At 66.2% G+C, this 18,363-nt stretch carries 12 protein-coding genes; 9 read left to right on the forward strand and 3 right to left on the reverse strand.

The features are described 5' to 3' along the window. The first annotated feature begins 16 nt into the window (after positions 1-16). Positions 17-880 carry an ATP-grasp domain-containing protein gene (locus tag G391_RS0101610; protein WP_029085960.1) on the forward strand — a complete coding sequence of 288 codons (864 nt, stop codon included), beginning with the start codon at positions 17-19 and terminating at the stop codon, positions 878-880. On the opposite strand, the gene nth is transcribed toward G391_RS0101610, so the two are convergent. Beyond that, a complete protein-coding gene (gene nth / locus G391_RS13520; protein ID WP_051257045.1) occupies positions 841-1,542 on the reverse strand; it encodes an endonuclease III in 702 nt (233 codons plus the stop codon). The genes G391_RS0101610 and nth overlap by 40 nt on opposite strands. Before the next feature lie 104 nt (positions 1,543-1,646). Between nth and G391_RS0101620 the strand changes: the two genes are divergently transcribed. The 3 genes from G391_RS0101620 to G391_RS0101630 are packed head-to-tail and all read left to right on the forward strand — an operon-like array spanning position 1,647 to position 4,914. After that, positions 1,647-2,729, forward strand: coding sequence for an HlyD family secretion protein (locus tag G391_RS0101620; RefSeq protein WP_029085961.1), 1,083 nt, complete (start codon positions 1,647-1,649; stop codon positions 2,727-2,729). After that, positions 2,726-4,321, forward strand: a complete 1,596-nt coding sequence (locus G391_RS0101625; RefSeq protein WP_029085962.1) for a DHA2 family efflux MFS transporter permease subunit — start codon at positions 2,726-2,728, stop codon at positions 4,319-4,321. Before G391_RS0101620 ends, G391_RS0101625 begins: the two co-directional genes overlap by 4 nt. Beyond that, positions 4,321-4,914, forward strand: a complete 594-nt coding sequence (locus G391_RS0101630) for a TetR/AcrR family transcriptional regulator (protein WP_029085963.1) — start codon at positions 4,321-4,323, stop codon at positions 4,912-4,914. The genes G391_RS0101625 and G391_RS0101630 overlap by 1 nt, the downstream gene beginning before the upstream one ends. On the opposite strand, the gene acs is transcribed toward G391_RS0101630, so the two are convergent. Then, positions 4,911-6,842, reverse strand: coding sequence for an acetate--CoA ligase (gene acs, locus G391_RS0101635; RefSeq protein ID WP_029085964.1), 1,932 nt, complete (start codon positions 6,840-6,842; stop codon positions 4,911-4,913). The genes G391_RS0101630 and acs overlap by 4 nt on opposite strands. 122 nt (positions 6,843-6,964) lie before the next feature. Between acs and G391_RS0101640 the strand changes: the two genes are divergently transcribed. After that, entirely contained in the window at positions 6,965-7,720 is a 756-nt protein-coding gene (locus G391_RS0101640) for a creatininase family protein (RefSeq protein ID WP_029085965.1), read from the forward strand. Positions 7,721-7,726: 6 nt separating this feature from the next. Here G391_RS0101640 and G391_RS0101645 read toward each other — a convergent pair whose 3' ends face one another. Continuing rightward, the gene (locus G391_RS0101645) at positions 7,727-8,203 is read right to left on the reverse strand and encodes a YbjN domain-containing protein (RefSeq protein WP_029085966.1); all 477 of its coding nucleotides are present in this window, start codon (positions 8,201-8,203) and stop codon (positions 7,727-7,729) included. Between the two features lie 204 nt (positions 8,204-8,407). Between G391_RS0101645 and G391_RS0101650 the strand changes: the two genes are divergently transcribed. The 4 genes from G391_RS0101650 to G391_RS13525 are packed head-to-tail and all read left to right on the forward strand — an operon-like array spanning position 8,408 to position 18,359. After that, positions 8,408-13,285 (forward strand): NAD-glutamate dehydrogenase, encoded by a 4,878-nt coding sequence (locus G391_RS0101650; protein ID WP_029085967.1) that lies wholly within the window; start codon positions 8,408-8,410, stop codon positions 13,283-13,285. Between the two features lie 19 nt (positions 13,286-13,304). Continuing rightward, the gene (locus tag G391_RS0101655) at positions 13,305-13,772 is read left to right on the forward strand and encodes a universal stress protein (protein ID WP_029085968.1); all 468 of its coding nucleotides are present in this window, start codon (positions 13,305-13,307) and stop codon (positions 13,770-13,772) included. Continuing rightward, a complete protein-coding gene (locus G391_RS0101660) occupies positions 13,769-17,350 on the forward strand; it encodes a hydantoinase B/oxoprolinase family protein (RefSeq protein ID WP_029085969.1) in 3,582 nt (1,193 codons plus the stop codon). Before G391_RS0101655 ends, G391_RS0101660 begins: the two co-directional genes overlap by 4 nt. A gap of 31 nt (positions 17,351-17,381) precedes the next feature. Beyond that, positions 17,382-18,359: a mechanosensitive ion channel family protein gene (locus G391_RS13525; RefSeq protein WP_051257046.1), complete on the forward strand. Its 978-nt coding sequence runs from the start codon at positions 17,382-17,384 to the stop codon at positions 18,357-18,359. Positions 18,360-18,363 lie beyond the last annotated feature (4 nt).

Consider the following 18,363-nt stretch of genomic DNA (forward strand, 5'->3'; position numbering starts at 1 on the left):
GCGCTAGAAGGCGTCCATGACCGCTCAGCTCTGCATTCTCACGCCCGACCCCGATGACGAGGCCGCTACAGGCCGCTGGACCGAGGTGTTCGCCCGCATGGCCGCGCCGCTCCAGGCGCTCGGTGCGACCGTCGAGCCGCGTCCCTGGGTGGATGCCGGCGACCTCTCAGGCTTTGATCTCGTGCTGGCTCTGATGGTGTGGGGCAACTATCGCGCCGTGGATCGCTGGCTGGCTGCCGTCGCGGCCTGGGACGCGCAAGGTATCCGTCTGCACAATCCCGCCTCAGTCCTGACCTGGAACGTCGACAAGATTTATCTGCAACGCCTGGCCCAGGCCGGCGCGCCGGTGCTGCCGACCGCCTGGCTCGACCGCGGTGATCCCGAACTGGCCGAGGCCGCCCGCCAGGCCCACGGCTGGGACGAGGCGGTGGTCAAGCCCCGCCGCTCGGGCGGCTCCTACCGCACCGAGCGGCTTCGGTCGGGTGCCCCCGCGAACTTCGAGCCCTTCGACAGCCCGGCCATGCTCCAGCCGTTCCTGCCGGCGGTCGGCACGACGGGGGAAACCTCGCTGATCTTTTTCAACGGCGTCTTCAGCCACGCCGTCCGCAAGGTCGCCGCCGCGGGGGATTTTCGTGTCCAGCCTGACTGGGGCGGCCAAGTCAGCGCCATCAGCCCCGCCCCCGACGAGCAGGCCGCCGCCCAGGCCGCGCTCAACGCCATCGAGGAGGGTCCACTGCTCTACGCCCGCATCGACCTCGTTCGCGACCGCGACGGTCGACCGGTGGTGATGGAGCTGGAACTGCTCGAGCCCGACCTTTACCTCGGCGAGGAAGACGGCGCTCAGGCGCGCTTCGCGCGCGCCGTGCTGGATCGCGTCTGATCGGTCTCGATCCCCGCCCGCGATGGGCAGATATCATTGAGCACACAGCCGGCGCAGTTCGGCTTTCGGGCCGTACAGACATAGCGACCGTGCAGGATCAGCCAGTGGTGCGCCTTGGGCAGCCATTCGGCCGGCACGACCCGATGCAACTGGTCCTCCACCTTGTCGGGCGTCTTGGCGTTGGCTAGCCCCAGCCGGTGCGAGACGCGGAACACATGGGTGTCTACGGCAATGGCCGGCTCGATCTCCAGCTCGTTCAGCACGACCGAGGCCGTCTTGCGCCCGACGCCCGGCAAGGCCTGAAGCTCGGCGCGCGTCAGCGGAACCTCGCCACCGTGTTGCTCGACCAGGACGCGGCTCATCGCCACCAGGTTTTTCGCCTTGTTCCGGTACAGGCCAATCGAGGAGATGTACGGGATCACGCCCGCCTCCCCCAGCGCCAGGATCGCCGCCGGCGTATTGGCCATGGCGAACAGCTTGGTCGTCGCCTTGTTGACCCCCACGTCGGTCGCCTGGGCCGACAGGGCCACGGCACTGACCAGCTCGAACGGCGTGGACCAGTTCAGCTCGGTCTTGGGCTCCGGCATCCCGCGCGCCAGGCGCGCGAACACCTCATCGACATAGGCTTCATCAGGGGGCCAGCGGCGTTTCATCGGGTGCATCTCACACCTGAAACCAACCGTGTTTGATCCGCATTGCAAGCCATCTTGATTATTGGACGATATCGTCTATTTAACGCGCTCCCACCCAATCGGACCCGTGCGCCATGTCGCTCTCCCCGGAACTTCGCAAACGTCTCCCCCTCATCGTCGGCGGCCTCGTCGGCGTGCTTTTGATCATCGGCGGCCTCGTCTGGTGGCAGGGCAAGCAGCGTTGGGAGGCGACCGACAACGCCTTTGTCGAGGCCGACACGGTCCTGGTGTCCAGCCAGATCGACGGTCGCATCGTCGAGGTGCTGGTCCATGACAATCAACGGGTCCAGCCGGGCGACGTTCTGGTCCGGCTCGATGATGCTGACGCCCGCGCCCGTCTGATCCAGGCTGAGGCCCAGCTTACCGCAGCCCTGGCCGCCGTCGACAATGTCGATGCCCGGTCTGCCCAGGAAGGGGCCCAGATCCAGGTCCGCGCTGCCGGCGTGGCCCAGGCCCAGGCCCAGGCCGACCTGGCGGGAGCCGAGGCAGACCGCTACGGCCGCCTCGCCTCGCAGGGCTGGGTTTCGGATCAAAGGGTTCAGACCGAACGTGCCGGGGCCGCCCAGGCCCGGGCCGTCGTAGCCGAGGCCCAGGCCGGTCTGGAGGCTGAACGCCGGGCGGCCGCCACCCTGACCTCGTCCCGAGGCCAGGCCGAGGCTCAGGTCGAGCTGGCGCGTGCCGCCGTCGAACAGGCTCAGATCGCGCTGGATCGAACGGTCATTCGCGCCCCATCTGCCGGGGTCGTCGGGGCGCGCCAGGTGCGTGTCGGCCAGTATGTGCGACCCGGCGGCCAACTCATGTCGCTGGTGCCTTTGGGCGAAACCTATGTGGTCGCCAATTTCAAGGAGACCCAGGTGGGTCGCCTGCGCATCGGCCAGACCGTCGAGATCACCGCTGACGCCTTCCCTGGCCAGACCCTGACCGGTCGGATTGACAGCTTCTCGCCCGCGACCGGCTCGGAGTTCGCCCTGATCCCGATCGAAAATGCCTCGGGCAACTTCACCAAGATTACCCAACGGGTGCCGGTGCGCATCGTCGTCGAGACGGGCCGTGAGTCCATGGCCCTGCGGCCCGGCCTGTCGGTTGAGGTCCGGGTCGATCTGCACAGCGACGGCGGTGCCTCCTTCGCTGAGGCCGCCACGGGAACGGCGGGATGAGCACCGCCGGCGCGGCTCCAGCCGGTTCGCCGGTGCGCGAGGAGGCGAAGGTCGACTGGTTCGTCCTGCTGCTGGGCTTCGGCGGCATGGTCGTTGGCCAGTTCATGGCCATCCTCGACATCCAGATCGTCGCCGCCTCCCTGCCCCAAATCCAGGCCGGCGTCGGGGCCTCGAACGATGAGATCAGCTGGGTTCAGACCGCCTATCTAATCCCCGAGGTCGTGATGATCCCCCTGTCGGGCTACCTCGCCCGCTGGTGGGGGACGCAACGGGTCTTCCTCGCTTCGGCCACCGGGTTCATCGTGATGAGCGTGCTGGCCGGGATGTCGACCTCCATCGACATGTTGATCATCTGCCGCGCGCTTCAAGGCTTCCTGGGCGGGGCCATGATCCCGACGGTTTTCGCCGTCGCTTTTACGGCCTTCCCGCCACAACAACGGGTCACCGCCAGCGTCATCATGGGCCTGATCGTCACCCTGGCCCCGACCGTCGGGCCGACGCTTGGGGGACACCTGACCGAGATGCTGTCCTGGCGCTGGCTGTTCTTCATCAACGTCATCCCCGGTGCCCTGGTGCTGTTTCTGGTCAGCCAGTACGGCAAGTTTGACGAGGGTGACCCAGAGCTTTCGAAGGGCTTCGACTGGTGGGGCCTGGGGCTGATGGCCGCCTTCCTGATGAGCCTCCAGTTCGTGCTGGAGGAAGGGGCCAAGAACGACTGGTTCGCCGACGACATGATCCTTTTGCTGGCCGTCGTCGCGGCCATCACCGGCCCGGCCTTCATCTGGCGGACGCTGGCCTACAACAACCCCATCGTCGAGCTGCGGGCCTTTCGCGACCGGAATTTCACCGTCGGCGTGATCATGACCTTCGTGACCGGGGCGGCTCTGTTCGGCGGCACCTTTCTGTTGCCTCTATTCCTGGGGCGGGTGGGCGGCTTCTCGGCCGCCGAGGTCGGGACGATCATGGTCGTTTCGGGCCTGGCCATGTTCCTGACCGCGCCGATCGCCGGCCGCATCGCGCGCAAGGTCGATCCGCGTATCCCCATGTTCGTCGGCTTCCTCTTGGCCGCCTGGGGCATGTGGGAGGCGCACGCGGTGACGCCCGAATGGGGCTTTTGGGAGTTCGCCTCGGTTCAGGCGTTTCGCGGCGTTGGCGTCATGCTGGCGATGATCGCCTCCCAGAACGTCACCATGTCGACGCTGAAGCCCGAGATGATCAAGAACGCCTCTGGCCTCGTAAACCTCGCGCGCAATGTTGGCGGTGCCTTCGGCCTGGCCATGCTCAATACGATGCTGACGGATCGCACCGCCGTGCACATGGGCGAGTTGACCTCCCGCATTTCCACGGCCTCGACCCAGACGTCCGATATGCTGGCCGGCCTGATCGCCCGCTTTGAAGAGATGGGCCTGGCCAATCCTCAGGGGGCCGCCTACGCCGCCATGGAGCGGATGATCCATTTGCAGGCCACCAACCTGGCGTTTGGCGACGCCTTCGCCGCGCTCGGCTTCGGCTGCGTCGTCGCCGCGTTTGTGGTGCTCCTGGCCAAGCCGGTCCGCGGCGGCCTGCTGGCCCCGACAGAAGGAGCCCACTGATGCCGCGCGCCATCGGACAGGTCGACGAATCAAAGACCGAGGCCATCCTCGACGCCGCCGCCGAGCTGACGGCACTGAACGGTGCCAAGGTGTCGATGGAAGCCATCGCCAAACGGGCGGGGGTATCCAAGCAGACGCTCTATAACCGCTTCCCCTCGCGCCTCGAGATCGCCCGCGCCTTGGCGGCACGCCGGTCCGACATGCTGACCCAGCCGCTGCGCTCGGGCGGCGACGTCGAGGCGGTTCTGACTGCCTTCGCCGCCGGCCTGCTCGAAAAGATTGTCCGCGAGAACGTCGCTGTCGCCTTTCGCAGCGTCGCCCTGATGTCGGCCGAGGTGCCGGAGCTGGCCGACGCCGTCTATCAGGCCGGCCCCGGCGAGGGACTGCGCCGGCTGTCCGCCTGGCTGGCGGAACAGGACCGCGCAGGCGCACTCAACGTCCCTGACCCGGACGCCGCCGCCGAGATGTTCGCCGGCATGACCCTGGGCCACAGCCACCTGCGCGCCATCCTCGGCGTCAACCACCCCAGCTTCGACATCGCCGCCCGCGCTCGCGACACCGCCCGGCGGTTCCTGAGGGCTTTCGCCGTCTAGCTGGCCCGGTTCTTTACCAGATCCTCGACCACCGCCGGGTCGGCCAGGGTCGAGGTGTCGCCCAGGTTCGACATATCCCCCTCGGCGATCTTCCTCAGGATGCGGCGCATGATCTTGCCGGATCGGGTCTTGGGCAGGCCCGGCGCCCACTGGATCACGTCGGGCGAGGCGATCGGCCCGATCTCACGCCGGACCGTGGCGACCAGTTCCTTTTTCAGGTCGTCGGACGGCGTCTGACCCAACTTCAGCGTGACATAGGCCCAGACGCCCTGGCCCTTGATGTCGTGCGGATAGCCGACCACTGCCGCCTCGGCCACGGCGGGGTGCTCGACCAGGGCGCTTTCGATCTCGGCGGTGCCCAGCCGGTGCCCGGAAATGTTCAGCACATCGTCGATCCGCCCGGTGATTCGGTAATAGCCGTCAGCGTCCCGCCGCGCCCCGTCGCCGGTGAAATACTGGCCGGGGAAGGTCGAGAAATAGGTGTCGAGAAACCGCTGGTGGTCGCCGTACACCGTCCGCATCTGGCCGGGCCAGGAATCCGTCAGGGTCAGCGGCCCTTCGGCCTCTCCCTCGATCGGCTCGCCCTCGTTCGTCACGATGGCCGGGAACACCCCCGGCATCGGCAGCGTCGCTGATCCCGGCTTAAGGTCCGTCGCGCCCGAGCACGGCGAGATCAGCGCCCCGCCCGTCTCGGTCTGCCACCAGGTGTCGACGATCTGGCAGCGCCCCTCCCCGACCACGCGGTGATACCAGAGCCAGGCCTCCGGATTGATCGGCTCGCCGACCGAGCCCAGCAGACGCAAGGACTTGCGGCTCGACGCCAGCACCGGGCCGTCGCCTTCGCGCATCAGGGCCCGGATCGCCGTCGGGGCGGTGTAGAAGACCCCGACCTGGTGTTTGTCGACCACCTGCCAGAAGCGCCCGGCGTCCGGGTAGGTCGGCACGCCCTCGAACATCAGGCTGGTCGCCCCGTTCGCCAGAGGCCCATAGACGATATAGGTGTGGCCCGTGACCCAGCCGACGTCGGCGGTGCACCAATAGACCTCGCCTTCCCTGCAATCGAAGACACGCTGGTGCGTATAGCTGGCCCAGGCCAGATAGCCGCCGGTGGTGTGCAGCACCCCCTTGGGCTTTCCCGTCGAGCCCGAGGTGTAGAGGATGAACAGCGGATCCTCCGCCCCCATCGGTTCGGGCGGGCAGTCGGCTGAAACGGAGGCCGGGTCATAGACGACATCGCGGCCCTCGATCATTGGCACGTCGGCACCGGTGTGGCGCACCATCAGCACCGTCCTGACCCCGCCAACCTTGGTCAGCGCCGCATCGACATTGGCCTTCAGCGGCACCTTGCGTCCGCCGCGCAGGCCCTCATCGGCGGTGATCACGAAGGTCGAGCCGCAGTCCTCGATCCGCCCGGCCAGGCTGTCGGGCGAAAAGCCGCCGAACACTACCGAATGCACCGCGCCGATCCGCGAACACGCCAGCATCGCCCAGGCGGCCTCAGGGATCATCGGCAGATAGATCGTCACCCGGTCGCCCTTGGCCACGCCGTGGGCCTTCAGGAGGTTGGCCATCCGGCACACCGCTTCGTGGGCTTCGCCGTAGGTGAAGGACCGGCTGACGCCCGGATCGTCGCCCTCCCAGATGATCGCCGTCTGGTCGCCGCGTGTCGCCAGATGCCGATCCAGGCAGTTGGCCGAGACGTTCAGAACCCCGTCCTCGAACCAGCGGATGCGGAAATCATCCTTGAGGAACGACACATCCTTGATCTTCGAGAACGGTCGCATCCAGTCCAGCCGCCCGCCGACGTCCCGCCAGAAGCCATCGGGATCGGTGACCGCTCGCCGGCGCTCTGCCTCCAAGGCCGCCGCGTCCAGACTTGCGTCCTCAGCCTGTTCGGGCGTCACGGGAAAGAGGGTGTCGTCGCTCATGGTCGTTTCCTCTGGACCGGCGCTGCATCTCTGTTTTTGTCGCCGCGCGCTGATCCATTCAGTATGAGAGGCGCATCCCGAATCCAAGCCGTGCCCACTGTAGGCCCACCGAGAGTGTCACCATGCTGATCCACCTGTCTTCCTGGCCCGAAATCGAGACGCGACTGGACCAGACCCGCACGGTCATCATCCCGATCGGCTCAAACGAACAGCATGGGCCGACCGGCCTGTTGGGCACCGACTGGCTCTGCCCGGAGATCATCGCCCACGCCGCCGAGCGTCAGGACGAAGGCCTGGTCGTCGCCCCGACCTTCAACATCGGCATGGCACAGCATCATCTGGGTTTTCCGGGGACCATCACCCTTCGACCGTCAACCTTCATGGCGGCGATTTCGGACTGGGTATCGTCCCTGACCCGACATGGTTTTGACCGCATCTATTTCCTCAACGGCCACGGCGGCAATGTCTCGACCATCGAGGCCGCCTTTGCTGAAATCTACGCCGAATGGTCGTTTGCCGAGGAACGCTGTCCCTTCATCCTCAAGCTGAAGAACTGGTGGGACCTACCCGGCGTCCATGCCTTGTGCAGCAACATCTTCCCGACCGGCCACGGCTCGCATGCCACGCCTTCCGAGATCGCGGTGACCCAGGCCGCCTACCCTGATCGGATCAAGACGGCTGTGATGGAGCCGAAGATCGCCCCCATGGGGCCCATCCGCGATGCCCTTGATTACCGGGCGCGTTTCCCCGACGGCCGGATCGGCTCTGACCCGCTGCTGGCCAGCCCGGAAAAAGGCCAGCGGATCATCGACGCGTCGGTCACGGCCCTGCTGGCGGACGTGAAGGCGTTCTCCGATGAGGTCATGCCCGGCGTCTAGCCGCGGCTATTCCTCGACGATCGCGCCCATCTCAGCGGCAAACAGCGGCGCGACCGACGCGAACAGACGCATATGTTCGGTCATGGCATCCCAGGTCATGCCGGGGGTGATCAGGACGTCGTACTGGGCCGCAACCGCCCGACCGTCCGCGTGTGGGAGCTCAAGGGCCTTGAGATAGCGCATCTCCAGATTCCAGCGGCTCACTGCTCCCTCCGGCAGGTCCGGGATCAGGAAGCCGGCGCTGAACTGCCAGGACCGGCACCGTCCCGCAGTACAGTCAAAGCCGGTGAGGTCCCAGGACACGCCATTGGCCCCGGACTGTACCCGGTCGCCGTCAACCCGCGTGTCGAGCCCCTGCCCTCGCAGCCAGGTCGAGACTTCCTCAAGTGTCGGACCACCGGCGGGAAGCGTCTGGGCCTGGGCCGTCCCGGCCAGGCCCATCGCCGCAACAACCACCACGACCGGCAAGGCGGAAAAGCGCATCAAACCTACTCCTGAAATCCACCCGCAAGCGTTCCACGCGACGATGACGCGATCAAGGCACCTCGCGGGCGAGACGGAATTCGCCCCCCGGACGAGCAGAATTCGCGCAATTGGGCTTGGCCGGATCACTGCCAAAGCCTATCGGTCCTATCGGGAGAAGATGGGCCGCGCGCCAAGGACGGCCCTGGTCAGGAAAGCACCACCATGGACGGCGGCCAATCCGCACAAAGCCTACAGGCCCTTGAAGACGCAGTCTCGGGCCCGATCGGTCGCAAGTCGGCCAAGAACCTGGAGGCGCTGGAACGCCTGTTCATTAGCCAGGTCCACGACGATTATATCGCCGACGAGACGCCAGAGCTTGGCCTGGAGGACTTCGGCAAGATCCTCGCCCATTTCTGGGCCTTTGCCGAATCGCGGCAGGCCGGGTCCGCGCCCTCGATCCGGGTCATCCCGGCGCGCGAGGCTGGAGTCGATGCGCCCTACGATCTGGTCGAGATCGTCCAGGACGACGGCCCGTTCCTGGTCGACAGCACCATGGGTGACCTCGCGGAGGCCGGCGTGTCGGTCCGCGCCATGTTCCACCCGCTGCTGGACTGCGGACGCGACGACAAGGGGGCCCGCGTTGCCGGGTCGGGCCAGCGGGAATCCATGATTCTGGTCATCATCGATCCGATGACCCACGAACGTCGGGAATCCGTTCGGGCCAGTCTGGCTGAAACCCTGGCCGATGTTCGCCTGGCGGTTCAGGATCACGCCGCCATGGCCGGTCTGATGGCCGAAGCCATCACCCGCCTGGAAGCGGGTGCCCCCGGCGTCTCACCTGATATCCGCCAGGAGAGCCTTGAGTTCCTGCGCTGGCTCCAGGCTGACCACTTTGTCTTCCTGGGCGCACGCGATGCCGACTATCCGCGCGATGCCGGCGGTGGCTATGCGACCAACGAACCGCTGCGTCAGCGCATCGATGGCCTGGGCGTTCTACGCGACCCTGACCGCCCCATCCTGCGTCAAGCGCATGAAACCGCTTCCTTGTCGGATGCCTTGCAGCGACGGGCTGAGCGGGGCGAGCCGGTGGTGGTGGCCAAGGCCAATCTTCGCTCGCGCGTCCATCGCCGCGTCCACATGGATTACGTCTCGATCCTTCGTTACGGCGAGGACGGTCGACCGTCCGGTGAGACGCGCTTCGTCGGCCTGTTCACCTCCGAGGCCTATGACAAGGCGGCCTTCGATGTGCCGCTGGTTCGGGCCAAGGTCCGGCAGGTTCTGGCCCGTGGGGGCAAGGCCGAGGGTACCCATAACCACAAGCGTCTCAAGAACATTCTCGAAGCCTTCCCGCGCGATGAACTGTTCCAGGTCGGTGAAGACGAGCTGCTGGCGACGACGCTGGGCATTCTGCACCTGAACGACCGTCCGCGCGTCAAGCTATTCACCCGGCTGGACCCGTTCGACCGCTTCATTTCCGTCCTCGCCTACATTCCGCGCGAGCGGTACGACGCCAGCGTGCGGGAGCGGATCGGCCTGATCCTGGCCGAGGCCTGGGGCGGCCGCATGTCGGCCTGGTACCCCCAGCTCAGCGATGGGCCCCTGGTGCGCATTCACTACATCATCGGCGTGACACCGGGCGAACATTTGACGCCCGATGCCGGCGAACTCGAAGTCCGGGTGGTCGAAGCCTCTCGCGGATGGGCCGACCGCTTTGAACAGGCCGCCCGAGGTCTGGGACTGGCGGATGCCGGCATCGGGGCCCTGACACGCAACTGGGCCGAGGCTTTCCCGGCCAGCTATCGGGATCGCTACGACGCACGAGAGGCCCTGATCGACCTCGCCGAGGTGGATCGTCTGGGTGAGAACGATGTGGTGGTGCGGGCCTTCCGCAACGCGTCGGACAACAATCTCCAGTTCCACTTCAAGCTCTACCGGCGGGGTCGTTCCGCACCGCTGGCCGATGTTCTGCCGATCCTGTCAGACATGGGCCTGAAGGCGCTCGAAGAGTACGGCCACAGGGTTCAGCCCGCCGAAGGCGACCCGATCTACATCCACGAGTTCCTCCTTGAGGACCCGCGCGGAAGCTATCTCAAGTTCGCCGACGTCAAGGACCCGTTTGAAGACGCCTTCACGGCGGTCTGGGCGGAGGACACCGAGTCCGACGGCTTCAACCGTCTGGTGCTCGAGCTGGGCGTCAACTGGCGCGAGGCCGCCCTGGTGCGCGCCCTGGCGCGTTACCGCCAGCAGTCCGGCCTGGACCCGTCCCAGGCCACCCAGGAAGAGGCCCTGCGGGAATATCCCGAAGTCTCACGCCTGATCCTTGAGCTGTTCCGGGCCAAGTTCGATCCGGACCGCAACGGTGACGCCACCGCCCGCGAAGGCGAGGTCAAGGCCTTGTTCGCCAAGGGTGAACAGGGACTGCAGGCGGTCAAGAGCCTGGACCATGACCGTGTGCTGCGCCGTTTGATGCTGCTGGTCATGGCCATCAAGCGCACCAATTTCTTCCAACGGACGGACGACGCCGAGCGGCCCTTCAAGTCCTATATCTCCTTCAAGGTCGCCTCGCGGGAGTTGGCCGACCTGCCGGCCCCCAAGCCATATCGCGAGATCTTTGTCTGGGCCCCGCACGTCGAGGGCGTCCACCTGCGCTTCGGTCCCGTGGCACGGGGCGGCCTGCGCTGGTCGGACCGTCGCGACGACTTCCGCACCGAGGTGCTCGGCCTGGTCAAGGCCCAGCAGGTCAAGAACGCGGTCATTGTGCCCGTCGGTTCCAAGGGCGGCTTCTTCGCCAAACATCAGGCGCGCGTCACCAAGGCCTCCGGCGGCGACCGGGATGCCATCCAGCAAGAAGGCATTCGCGCCTATCGAACGTTCCTGTCGGGCCTGCTCGACATCACCGACAACATTCTGGCGGATGGATCGGTCCAGCGTCCCATCCGTGTCATCGCCTGGGAGGGGGATGACCCCTATCTGGTCGTGGCCGCCGACAAGGGGACGGCGACCTTCTCGGACATCGCCAACGGCATTTCGGAATCCTACGGCTTCTGGCTGGGCGATGCCTTCGCCTCGGGCGGATCGGTGGGCTACGACCACAAGGTCATGGGCATCACGGCCCGCGGCGCGTGGGAAGCGGTCAAGCGTCACTTCATGGAGATGGGCAAGGACATCCAGTCCGAACCCTTCACCGTCGTCGGCGTCGGCGACATGAGCGGTGACGTCTTCGGCAACGGCATGCTGCTGTCCAAGCAGATCAAGCTGGTGGCAGCGTTCAACCATCTGCACATCTTTATCGACCCCGATCCCGATCCGGCGACCAGCTGGGCCGAACGCGACCGCATGTTCAAACTGCCGCGATCAACCTGGGCCGACTATGATGCGTCCAAGATCTCCAAGGGCGGCGGCATCTTCTCCCGCGACGAGAAATCGCTGTCCCTGTCGCCTGAGATCAAGGCGGCGTTCGGCATCGAAGAGGACGCGCTGGCTCCGGCCGACCTGATCCGTGCCATCCTCAAGGCGCAAGCCGAGCTTCTCTACCTGGGCGGTATCGGCACCTATGTGAAGGCCGCCTCCGAGACGGACCTTCAGGTTGGCGACAAGGCCAACGACGCCGTGCGCGTCGATGCCTCGGAACTGCGGGTGAAGGTCGTCGGCGAGGGGGCCAATCTGGGTCTGACCCAGGCCGGCCGCATCGAGTTCGCGCGCAATGGCGGGCGCATCAATACCGACGCCATCGACAACTCGGCCGGCGTCGATTCGTCCGACCATGAGGTCAACATCAAGATCCTGTGCGGCGTCATCGAATCCGCCGGCAAGATGAACCGTGAGGAACGGAACGTCCTCTTGGCCTCGATGACCGACGAGGTTGCCGCCAAGGTGCTGGTTCACAACTACGATCAGACCCTGGCCATCTCGCTCCAGGAGTCGTCTGCCGTCCCGGACCTGGATTCTCACACGCGCTTCATGGCGCGCCTGGAACAGGCCGGGAAGCTCGACCGCAAGGTCGAGGGACTGCCCGGTTCGGAGCAGTTGAGCGAGCTGGCGACTGCGGGCCTCGGGCTGACCCGCCCGGAGCTGGCGGTTCTGACCGCCTACGGCAAACTCGAGCTCGACGCCGAGATCGTGGGTGGCAAGTCACCGGACGACCCCTTCTTTGAGGAAACCCTGGTCCGCTACTTCCCGGCTCCGATGGCCGTGTACGAAGACGAGATGAACCGCCATCGTCTGCGGCGCGAGATCATCTCGACCATTCTGTCCAACGAGATCGTCAACATGTGTGGGGCGACCTTCGGGGCGCGCCTCAAACAATCGGCCGAGTGCGACACCGACGCCCTGGTGACCGCCTTCGAGGCCGCGCGCCGGGTCTTCCGCCTGGACGAGGCCTGGGATGCCGTCTCGGCCCTGGACTACAAGATCCCCGCCGCTGCACAACTCGCCCTGTATGGAGAAATCCAAGTCGTTCTGCGCCGTCAGACCTTCTGGCTGGCGCGACGGGCCCGCAACTCCATCGGCGGCGTCCAGGCGCTCATCGATGCCTATCGTCCGGCGGCGGACGCCCTGCGGACCCAGGGTGCCACCGTCCTGTCCAGCTTCGGCAAGGATCGGTACGAAGAGCGTGCCCAGGATTTCATCGCCCTGGGAGCCCCCGAAGACCTGGCCCGAGCCGTCGCCATGCTGCGTCCGCTGACCGCGACCAGCGACATCGGCGATCTGGCCAATGTGGCGGGCTGGGAGGCACCCTCGATGGCGCGCCTGTACCATCAGGTCGGACTAGCTCTGGGGTTTGACCGACTGCGTCAGGCCGCCGGTTCCCTGGTCACGCGCGACCATTTCGAGCGCCTGGCTGTCCGTCGCCTGATCGAGGACCTGATGACCGAACAGGCCACCCTGGCACAGGCCGTTGCCCGCAGCTGCGAGCCGGCGGATGGGTCCGATGAGGCACTCGCCGCACGGGCGGTGGCCGACTGGATCGGGCCGCGCGCAGGCATCGTCGAACAGGTGCGCCGCACCATCGACGAGATCGAACAGGGCGGCCAGGGCTGGAGCTTCGCCAAGCTGACCATCGCCAATGTCGCCCTGCGCGACCTGGCGACCTCGGCCTGACGGACAGAGGAGGACGAGGATGCCCCGCAAGTTCCTCGTCGTCGCGGACGACAGTTCAGAGTTCCGCGCGGCCTTGCACTACGCCGCGCGTCGCGCCCGTTCGACCGGTGGTCGTGTGGCCCTTCTCAAGGTGCTGCAGCCCTCGACCAATGACTATTTTGCCGGCGTCCGTGAGGAGATCGAAGCCGAGCTTCGCCGCGACGGGGAGGCGATGCTCAATCGTCTGGGTGCCGAGGCCGAGGAACGGTCAGGGGCCAAGCCTGAGTTTCTGATCGAGGTCGGAGACACGCGCGAAGCCCTGCGCCGGGTCGTGGTGGCGGACCCGGACATCAAGATTCTGGTGCTGGCCGCCGCCGTGGGAGGACGCGGCCCCGGCCCGCTGGTGACGGCGCTCGCCAAGGAGGGGGCCGGTTTCTGGGGGCGCCGCCTGCCGGTCACCGTTGTTCCCGGCGACCTGTCCGATGAGGAGATCGAGGAACTGGCGTGAGTGGGCGCTGGGAATTCTGGATCGATCGGGGCGGAACATTCACCGACGTCGTTGCGCGCGCGCCCGACGGACTTCTGAGCGTCTCCAAACTGCTCAGTGAAGACCCCGGACGCTATGCCGATGCCGCCGCCGAGGCGGTCCGCCGAACCCTGGCCGCGGCTGGAACACCCGACGCGCCGGTTCTGGTGAAGATGGGCACCACGGTCGCCACCAATGCCCTGCTGGAACGCAAGGGCGAGCCGGTCTTGCTGGTCACCACTGAGGGCCTTGGTGACGTGCTTCGCATCGGCTGGCAAAGCCGCCCCGACATCTTTGCCCGCCATATCGTCTTGCCGGACGCCCTCTACGTCGAGGTGCTGGAGGTGGCCGAACGGGTGGGGACCGATGGCACGGTCATTCGCCCGCTGGACGAGGTGGCGACCCGCAAGTCCCTTCAGTCGGCCTACAGTCGCGGCCTTCGGTCGGTGGCCATCGTCCTGGCCCATGGGTGGAAGCACACTGACCACGAAGTCCGCGTGGCCCGTCTGGCCCGCGACATCGGCTTCGATCAGGTTTCGGTCAGCCACGAGATTTCGCCCCTGATCCGTATGGTCGGACGCGGCGACACGACGACCATGGACGCCTATCTGTCACCCGTGCTGCGTCGCTATGTCGATCAGGCGGCGCGGGAAATGGGCACAGCGGCACGTCTGTTGTTCATGCAATCCAACGGCGGCCTGATCGATACGTCGCTGTTTCGCGGCAAGGACGCCGTCCTGTCCGGCCCCGCCGGCGGCGTCATCGGCATGGCGGCAACCGCCCGTGAGGCCGGCTTTGACCGGGTGATCGGCTTTGACATGGGCGGCACCTCGACCGACGTGTGCCACTATGCGGGGGTCTTTGAACGCTCAACCGAGCGGACCGTCGCGGGCGTGCGCCTTACGGCCCCCATGCTCGACATCCACACCGTCGCCGCCGGCGGTGGCTCGATCTGCCGGTTCGACGGCGAGCGTCTCAGGGTTGGGCCTGCATCGGCCGGTGCGATGCCCGGGCCAGCCTGCTACGGACGCGGGGGGCCCCTGACGGTCACGGACTGTAATCTGGTGCTGGGCCGAATTCGGTCGGAAGCCTTTCCTCATGTGTTCGGGCCAGACGGCGACCAACCACTGGACGCCGAGGCGGCACACACCGGCTTTGACGCCCTTTCACGAGAAACCGGACAATCCGTCGAGGCCCTGGCGGAGGGATTCCTCGATATCGCCGTCGAACATATGAGCCGAGCGATCCGCCAGATCTCTATCCAGCGCGGGCATGATCTGAAGGGATACGCCCTGGCCTGTTTCGGCGGGGCCGGCGGACAGCACGCCTGTCGGGTCGCGGACGCCCTGGGCCTGGACACGGTTCTGATTCACCCCATGGCCGGGGTCCTGTCGGCCTATGGCATGGGCCTGGCCGCGCTACGCTCGCTGCGCCGGCTCAGCGTCGAGCGCCCCCTGGTCGAGGCGTTCGACGATCTGGCCCGTCTGGCCGGCGATCTGGAGGCGCAAGGTCGGGCCGAAATCCTGTCTCAGGACATGGAGCTGGCCAGCCTGAACGTCGAGCGCCTGGCGCATGTGAAATACATCGGCTCGGATTCCAGTCTGGCCGTTGCCCTGGGCGGGCTGTCCGACATGACCAAGGCCTTCCATCAGGCCCATCTGAAGCGGTTCGGCTTTGACGCCCGATCCTCTCCCCTGGTGCTGGATTCCATCAGTGTCGAGGTCGTCGGCCAGATGACGGCTCAGGCACCGCGCGTCCTGATCGGGGCTCCGGCCTATGTGCCCGAACCTGTACAACGGGTCCGCGCCATATTTGACGAGGCCACGCGAACGCCCCTGTTTGATCGGGCCGATCTATCGCCGGGAGCCGTCATTGATGGACCGGCCATTATCGGCGAGGCCACAGCCACGACGGTTGTCGAACCCGGCTGGCGCGCGCGAATGGACGGCCTGGACAATCTGGTGCTTGAGCGGGTGGCCCCCCGCATCAAGCGGCAGGCGGATGGCACCGCCATCGACCCGATCCGCCTGGAGCTGTTCAACAGTCGCTTCATGGCCGTGGCCGAGCGGATGGGGCTGGCGCTTCAGGCGACGGCCCGCTCGGTCAACATCAAGGAGCGGCTCGACTTCTCCTGCGCCCTGTTCGACGCCGAAGGCGGTCTGATCGCCAATGCGCCGCACATTCCGGTTCACCTCGGCTCGATGGGCGAGAGTATCCGCACCGTCATCCGCCAGCGCGGCGACGCCCGCGATGGTCGCGGTATGCAGCGGGGCGACGCCTATGTGCTGAACGCTCCCTATAACGGCGGCACGCACCTGCCGGACATCACCGTCATTCAGCCGGTCTTCCTGGAGGGGGCTTCCGAGCCTGGTTTCTATGTTGCGGCACGCGGCCACCATGCCGACGTTGGGGGCATCACCCCCGGCTCCATGCCACCGACCTCACGCTCGGTCGAGGAGGAAGGCGTCCTGATCGACGATGCCTTGCTGGTCGATGCCGGGCACTTTCTTGAGGCGGAAACACGCGCCCTCCTCGCCTCCAACCGTTGGCCGGCCCGAAACCCCGACCAAAACATCGCCGATCTCAAGGCCCAGGTCGCAGCCTGTGTTCAAGGGGCCGATGAACTCCGCGGTCTGGTCGACACCTTCGGTCGCGACGTCGTCGACGCCTATATGGGCCATGTTCAGGACAATGCAGAAGCCGCCGTCCGCCGGGCCATCGAGGTGCTGAACGATGGCGCATATGCGTTGGAAATGGATGAAGGGGCCGTCATTCGGGTCAAGGTCACCGTCAATCGCGCCGAACGGTCTGCCGTCATCGATTTCACAGGCACCAGTGCCCAGCTCGGCACCAATTTCAACGCCCCCTCGTCCATCGCGCGCGCAGCCTGCCTGTATGTGTTCCGCACCCTGGTGGACGACGCCATTCCCCTGAACGAAGGCTGTCTGAAGCCCCTGACGCTGATCCTGCCCGAAGGATCCATGCTCTCGCCCCACTATCCAGCCGCCGTGGTCGCCGGAAACGTCGAGACGAGCCAGGCGGTGGTGGATGCCCTGTACGGCGCCCTGGGTGTTCTGGCCGCCAGCCAGGGCACGATGAACAACTTCACCTTCGGGGATGATCATCGCCAGTACTACGAAACCATTGCCGGCGGCTCGGGTGCCGGGCCCGGTTTCGACGGTGCCAGCGCGGTCCAGACCCACATGACCAACAGCCGCCTCACCGACGTTGAGGTGCTGGAAGAGCGATTCCCTGTCCGCATTGAACAGTTCTCCATTCGACACGGATCCGGTGGCGAAGGCCGCTATCGAGGCGGAGACGGCGTTCTCAGAAAGGTCCGCTTCCTCGAGCCCATGACCGCGGCCATCCTGTCGAACCGGCGCCGGACGCAACCCTTTGGGGCGGGTGGCGGGCAACCCGGCGCTTCGGGCCAGAACCAGATCATCCGCGCGACCGGAGACACCCAGACCCTTGGCTCCACCGATCAGGCTGAGATGATGGCCGGCGACCTTTTCGTCATTGCCACGCCCGGCGGCGGCGGATTTGGCTCAGGGGGTTAAAAATCTTTGATTTGAGGGCTATGTCCTCGCCATGACCGATCTGAACAACGTCATCAACCAGGGCCGCGAGGCCGTCTCCCTCAACGCCGCCATGATCGACCGGGCGACCCAGATGGCCGGCAATCTGGCCATCAACCTGGTCGTTGCGGCCCTCATCCTGATCGCAACCCTGTTCATCGCGCGCTGGGCCAGCCGCGCGGTCAGTCGGATGTTGTCCCGCAGCAAGCGACGGGCACCTGACCCGATGCTCGAAGGCTTCCTGGTTCAGCTTGTCCGCGTCATTGTCATCGCCGTTGGCCTGGTCGCGGTGCTCCAGCGCCTCGGGGTTCAGACCACCTCCATCCTTGCGGTCCTGGGGGCCGCCTCTCTGGCCATTGGCCTGGCGCTGCAGGGCACGCTGTCGAACGTGGCAGCAGGCGTCATGCTGCTGATCCTGCGACCCTATCGCGTCGGCGACGTGGTCCAGGTCGGCGACAAGACCGGCACGGTTCAGAAGCTGGACCTGTTCACCACCCGACTGATCGACCCGAACAACATGCGGATTACCGTACCCAACAGCCAGGTTCTGGGCGACGCTATCGTCAATATCTCCGGCCAGAAGACACGCCGCATCGAACTGGCGATCGGGGTCGACTACGACAGCGACCTGAATGAGGTGATGGAGGTGATGAAGGCTACCGCCGCCGGCCATCCCGCCGTCCTCAAGGATCCGCCGCCTTGGTCCGGAGTGATCAGGTTTCTCGACAGCTCGATCGAGGTCATGCTGCACAGCTGGGTCAAGTCGGGCGACTATTGGCAGACCAAGGCCGACCTGCACCTGGCCATGAAGGCCGCCTTCGACAAGGCCGGCATCGTCATCCCCTATCCGCACCAGGTTGACCTGCATCGGTCGCTGGCAGCACCGAGGCCCAAGACAACCAAGGCCCCTGACCTGAAAAAGAGCCGTCGCACCCAGGCGGCCCAGGGCCGTAGCGCCGCCGCCAAGGCGCAAGCCGCCGGTGGGGATTGATCGC

The sequence above is a fragment of the Brevundimonas aveniformis DSM 17977 genome (assembly GCF_000428765.1).
Lineage (GTDB): Bacteria > Pseudomonadota > Alphaproteobacteria > Caulobacterales > Caulobacteraceae > Brevundimonas > Brevundimonas aveniformis.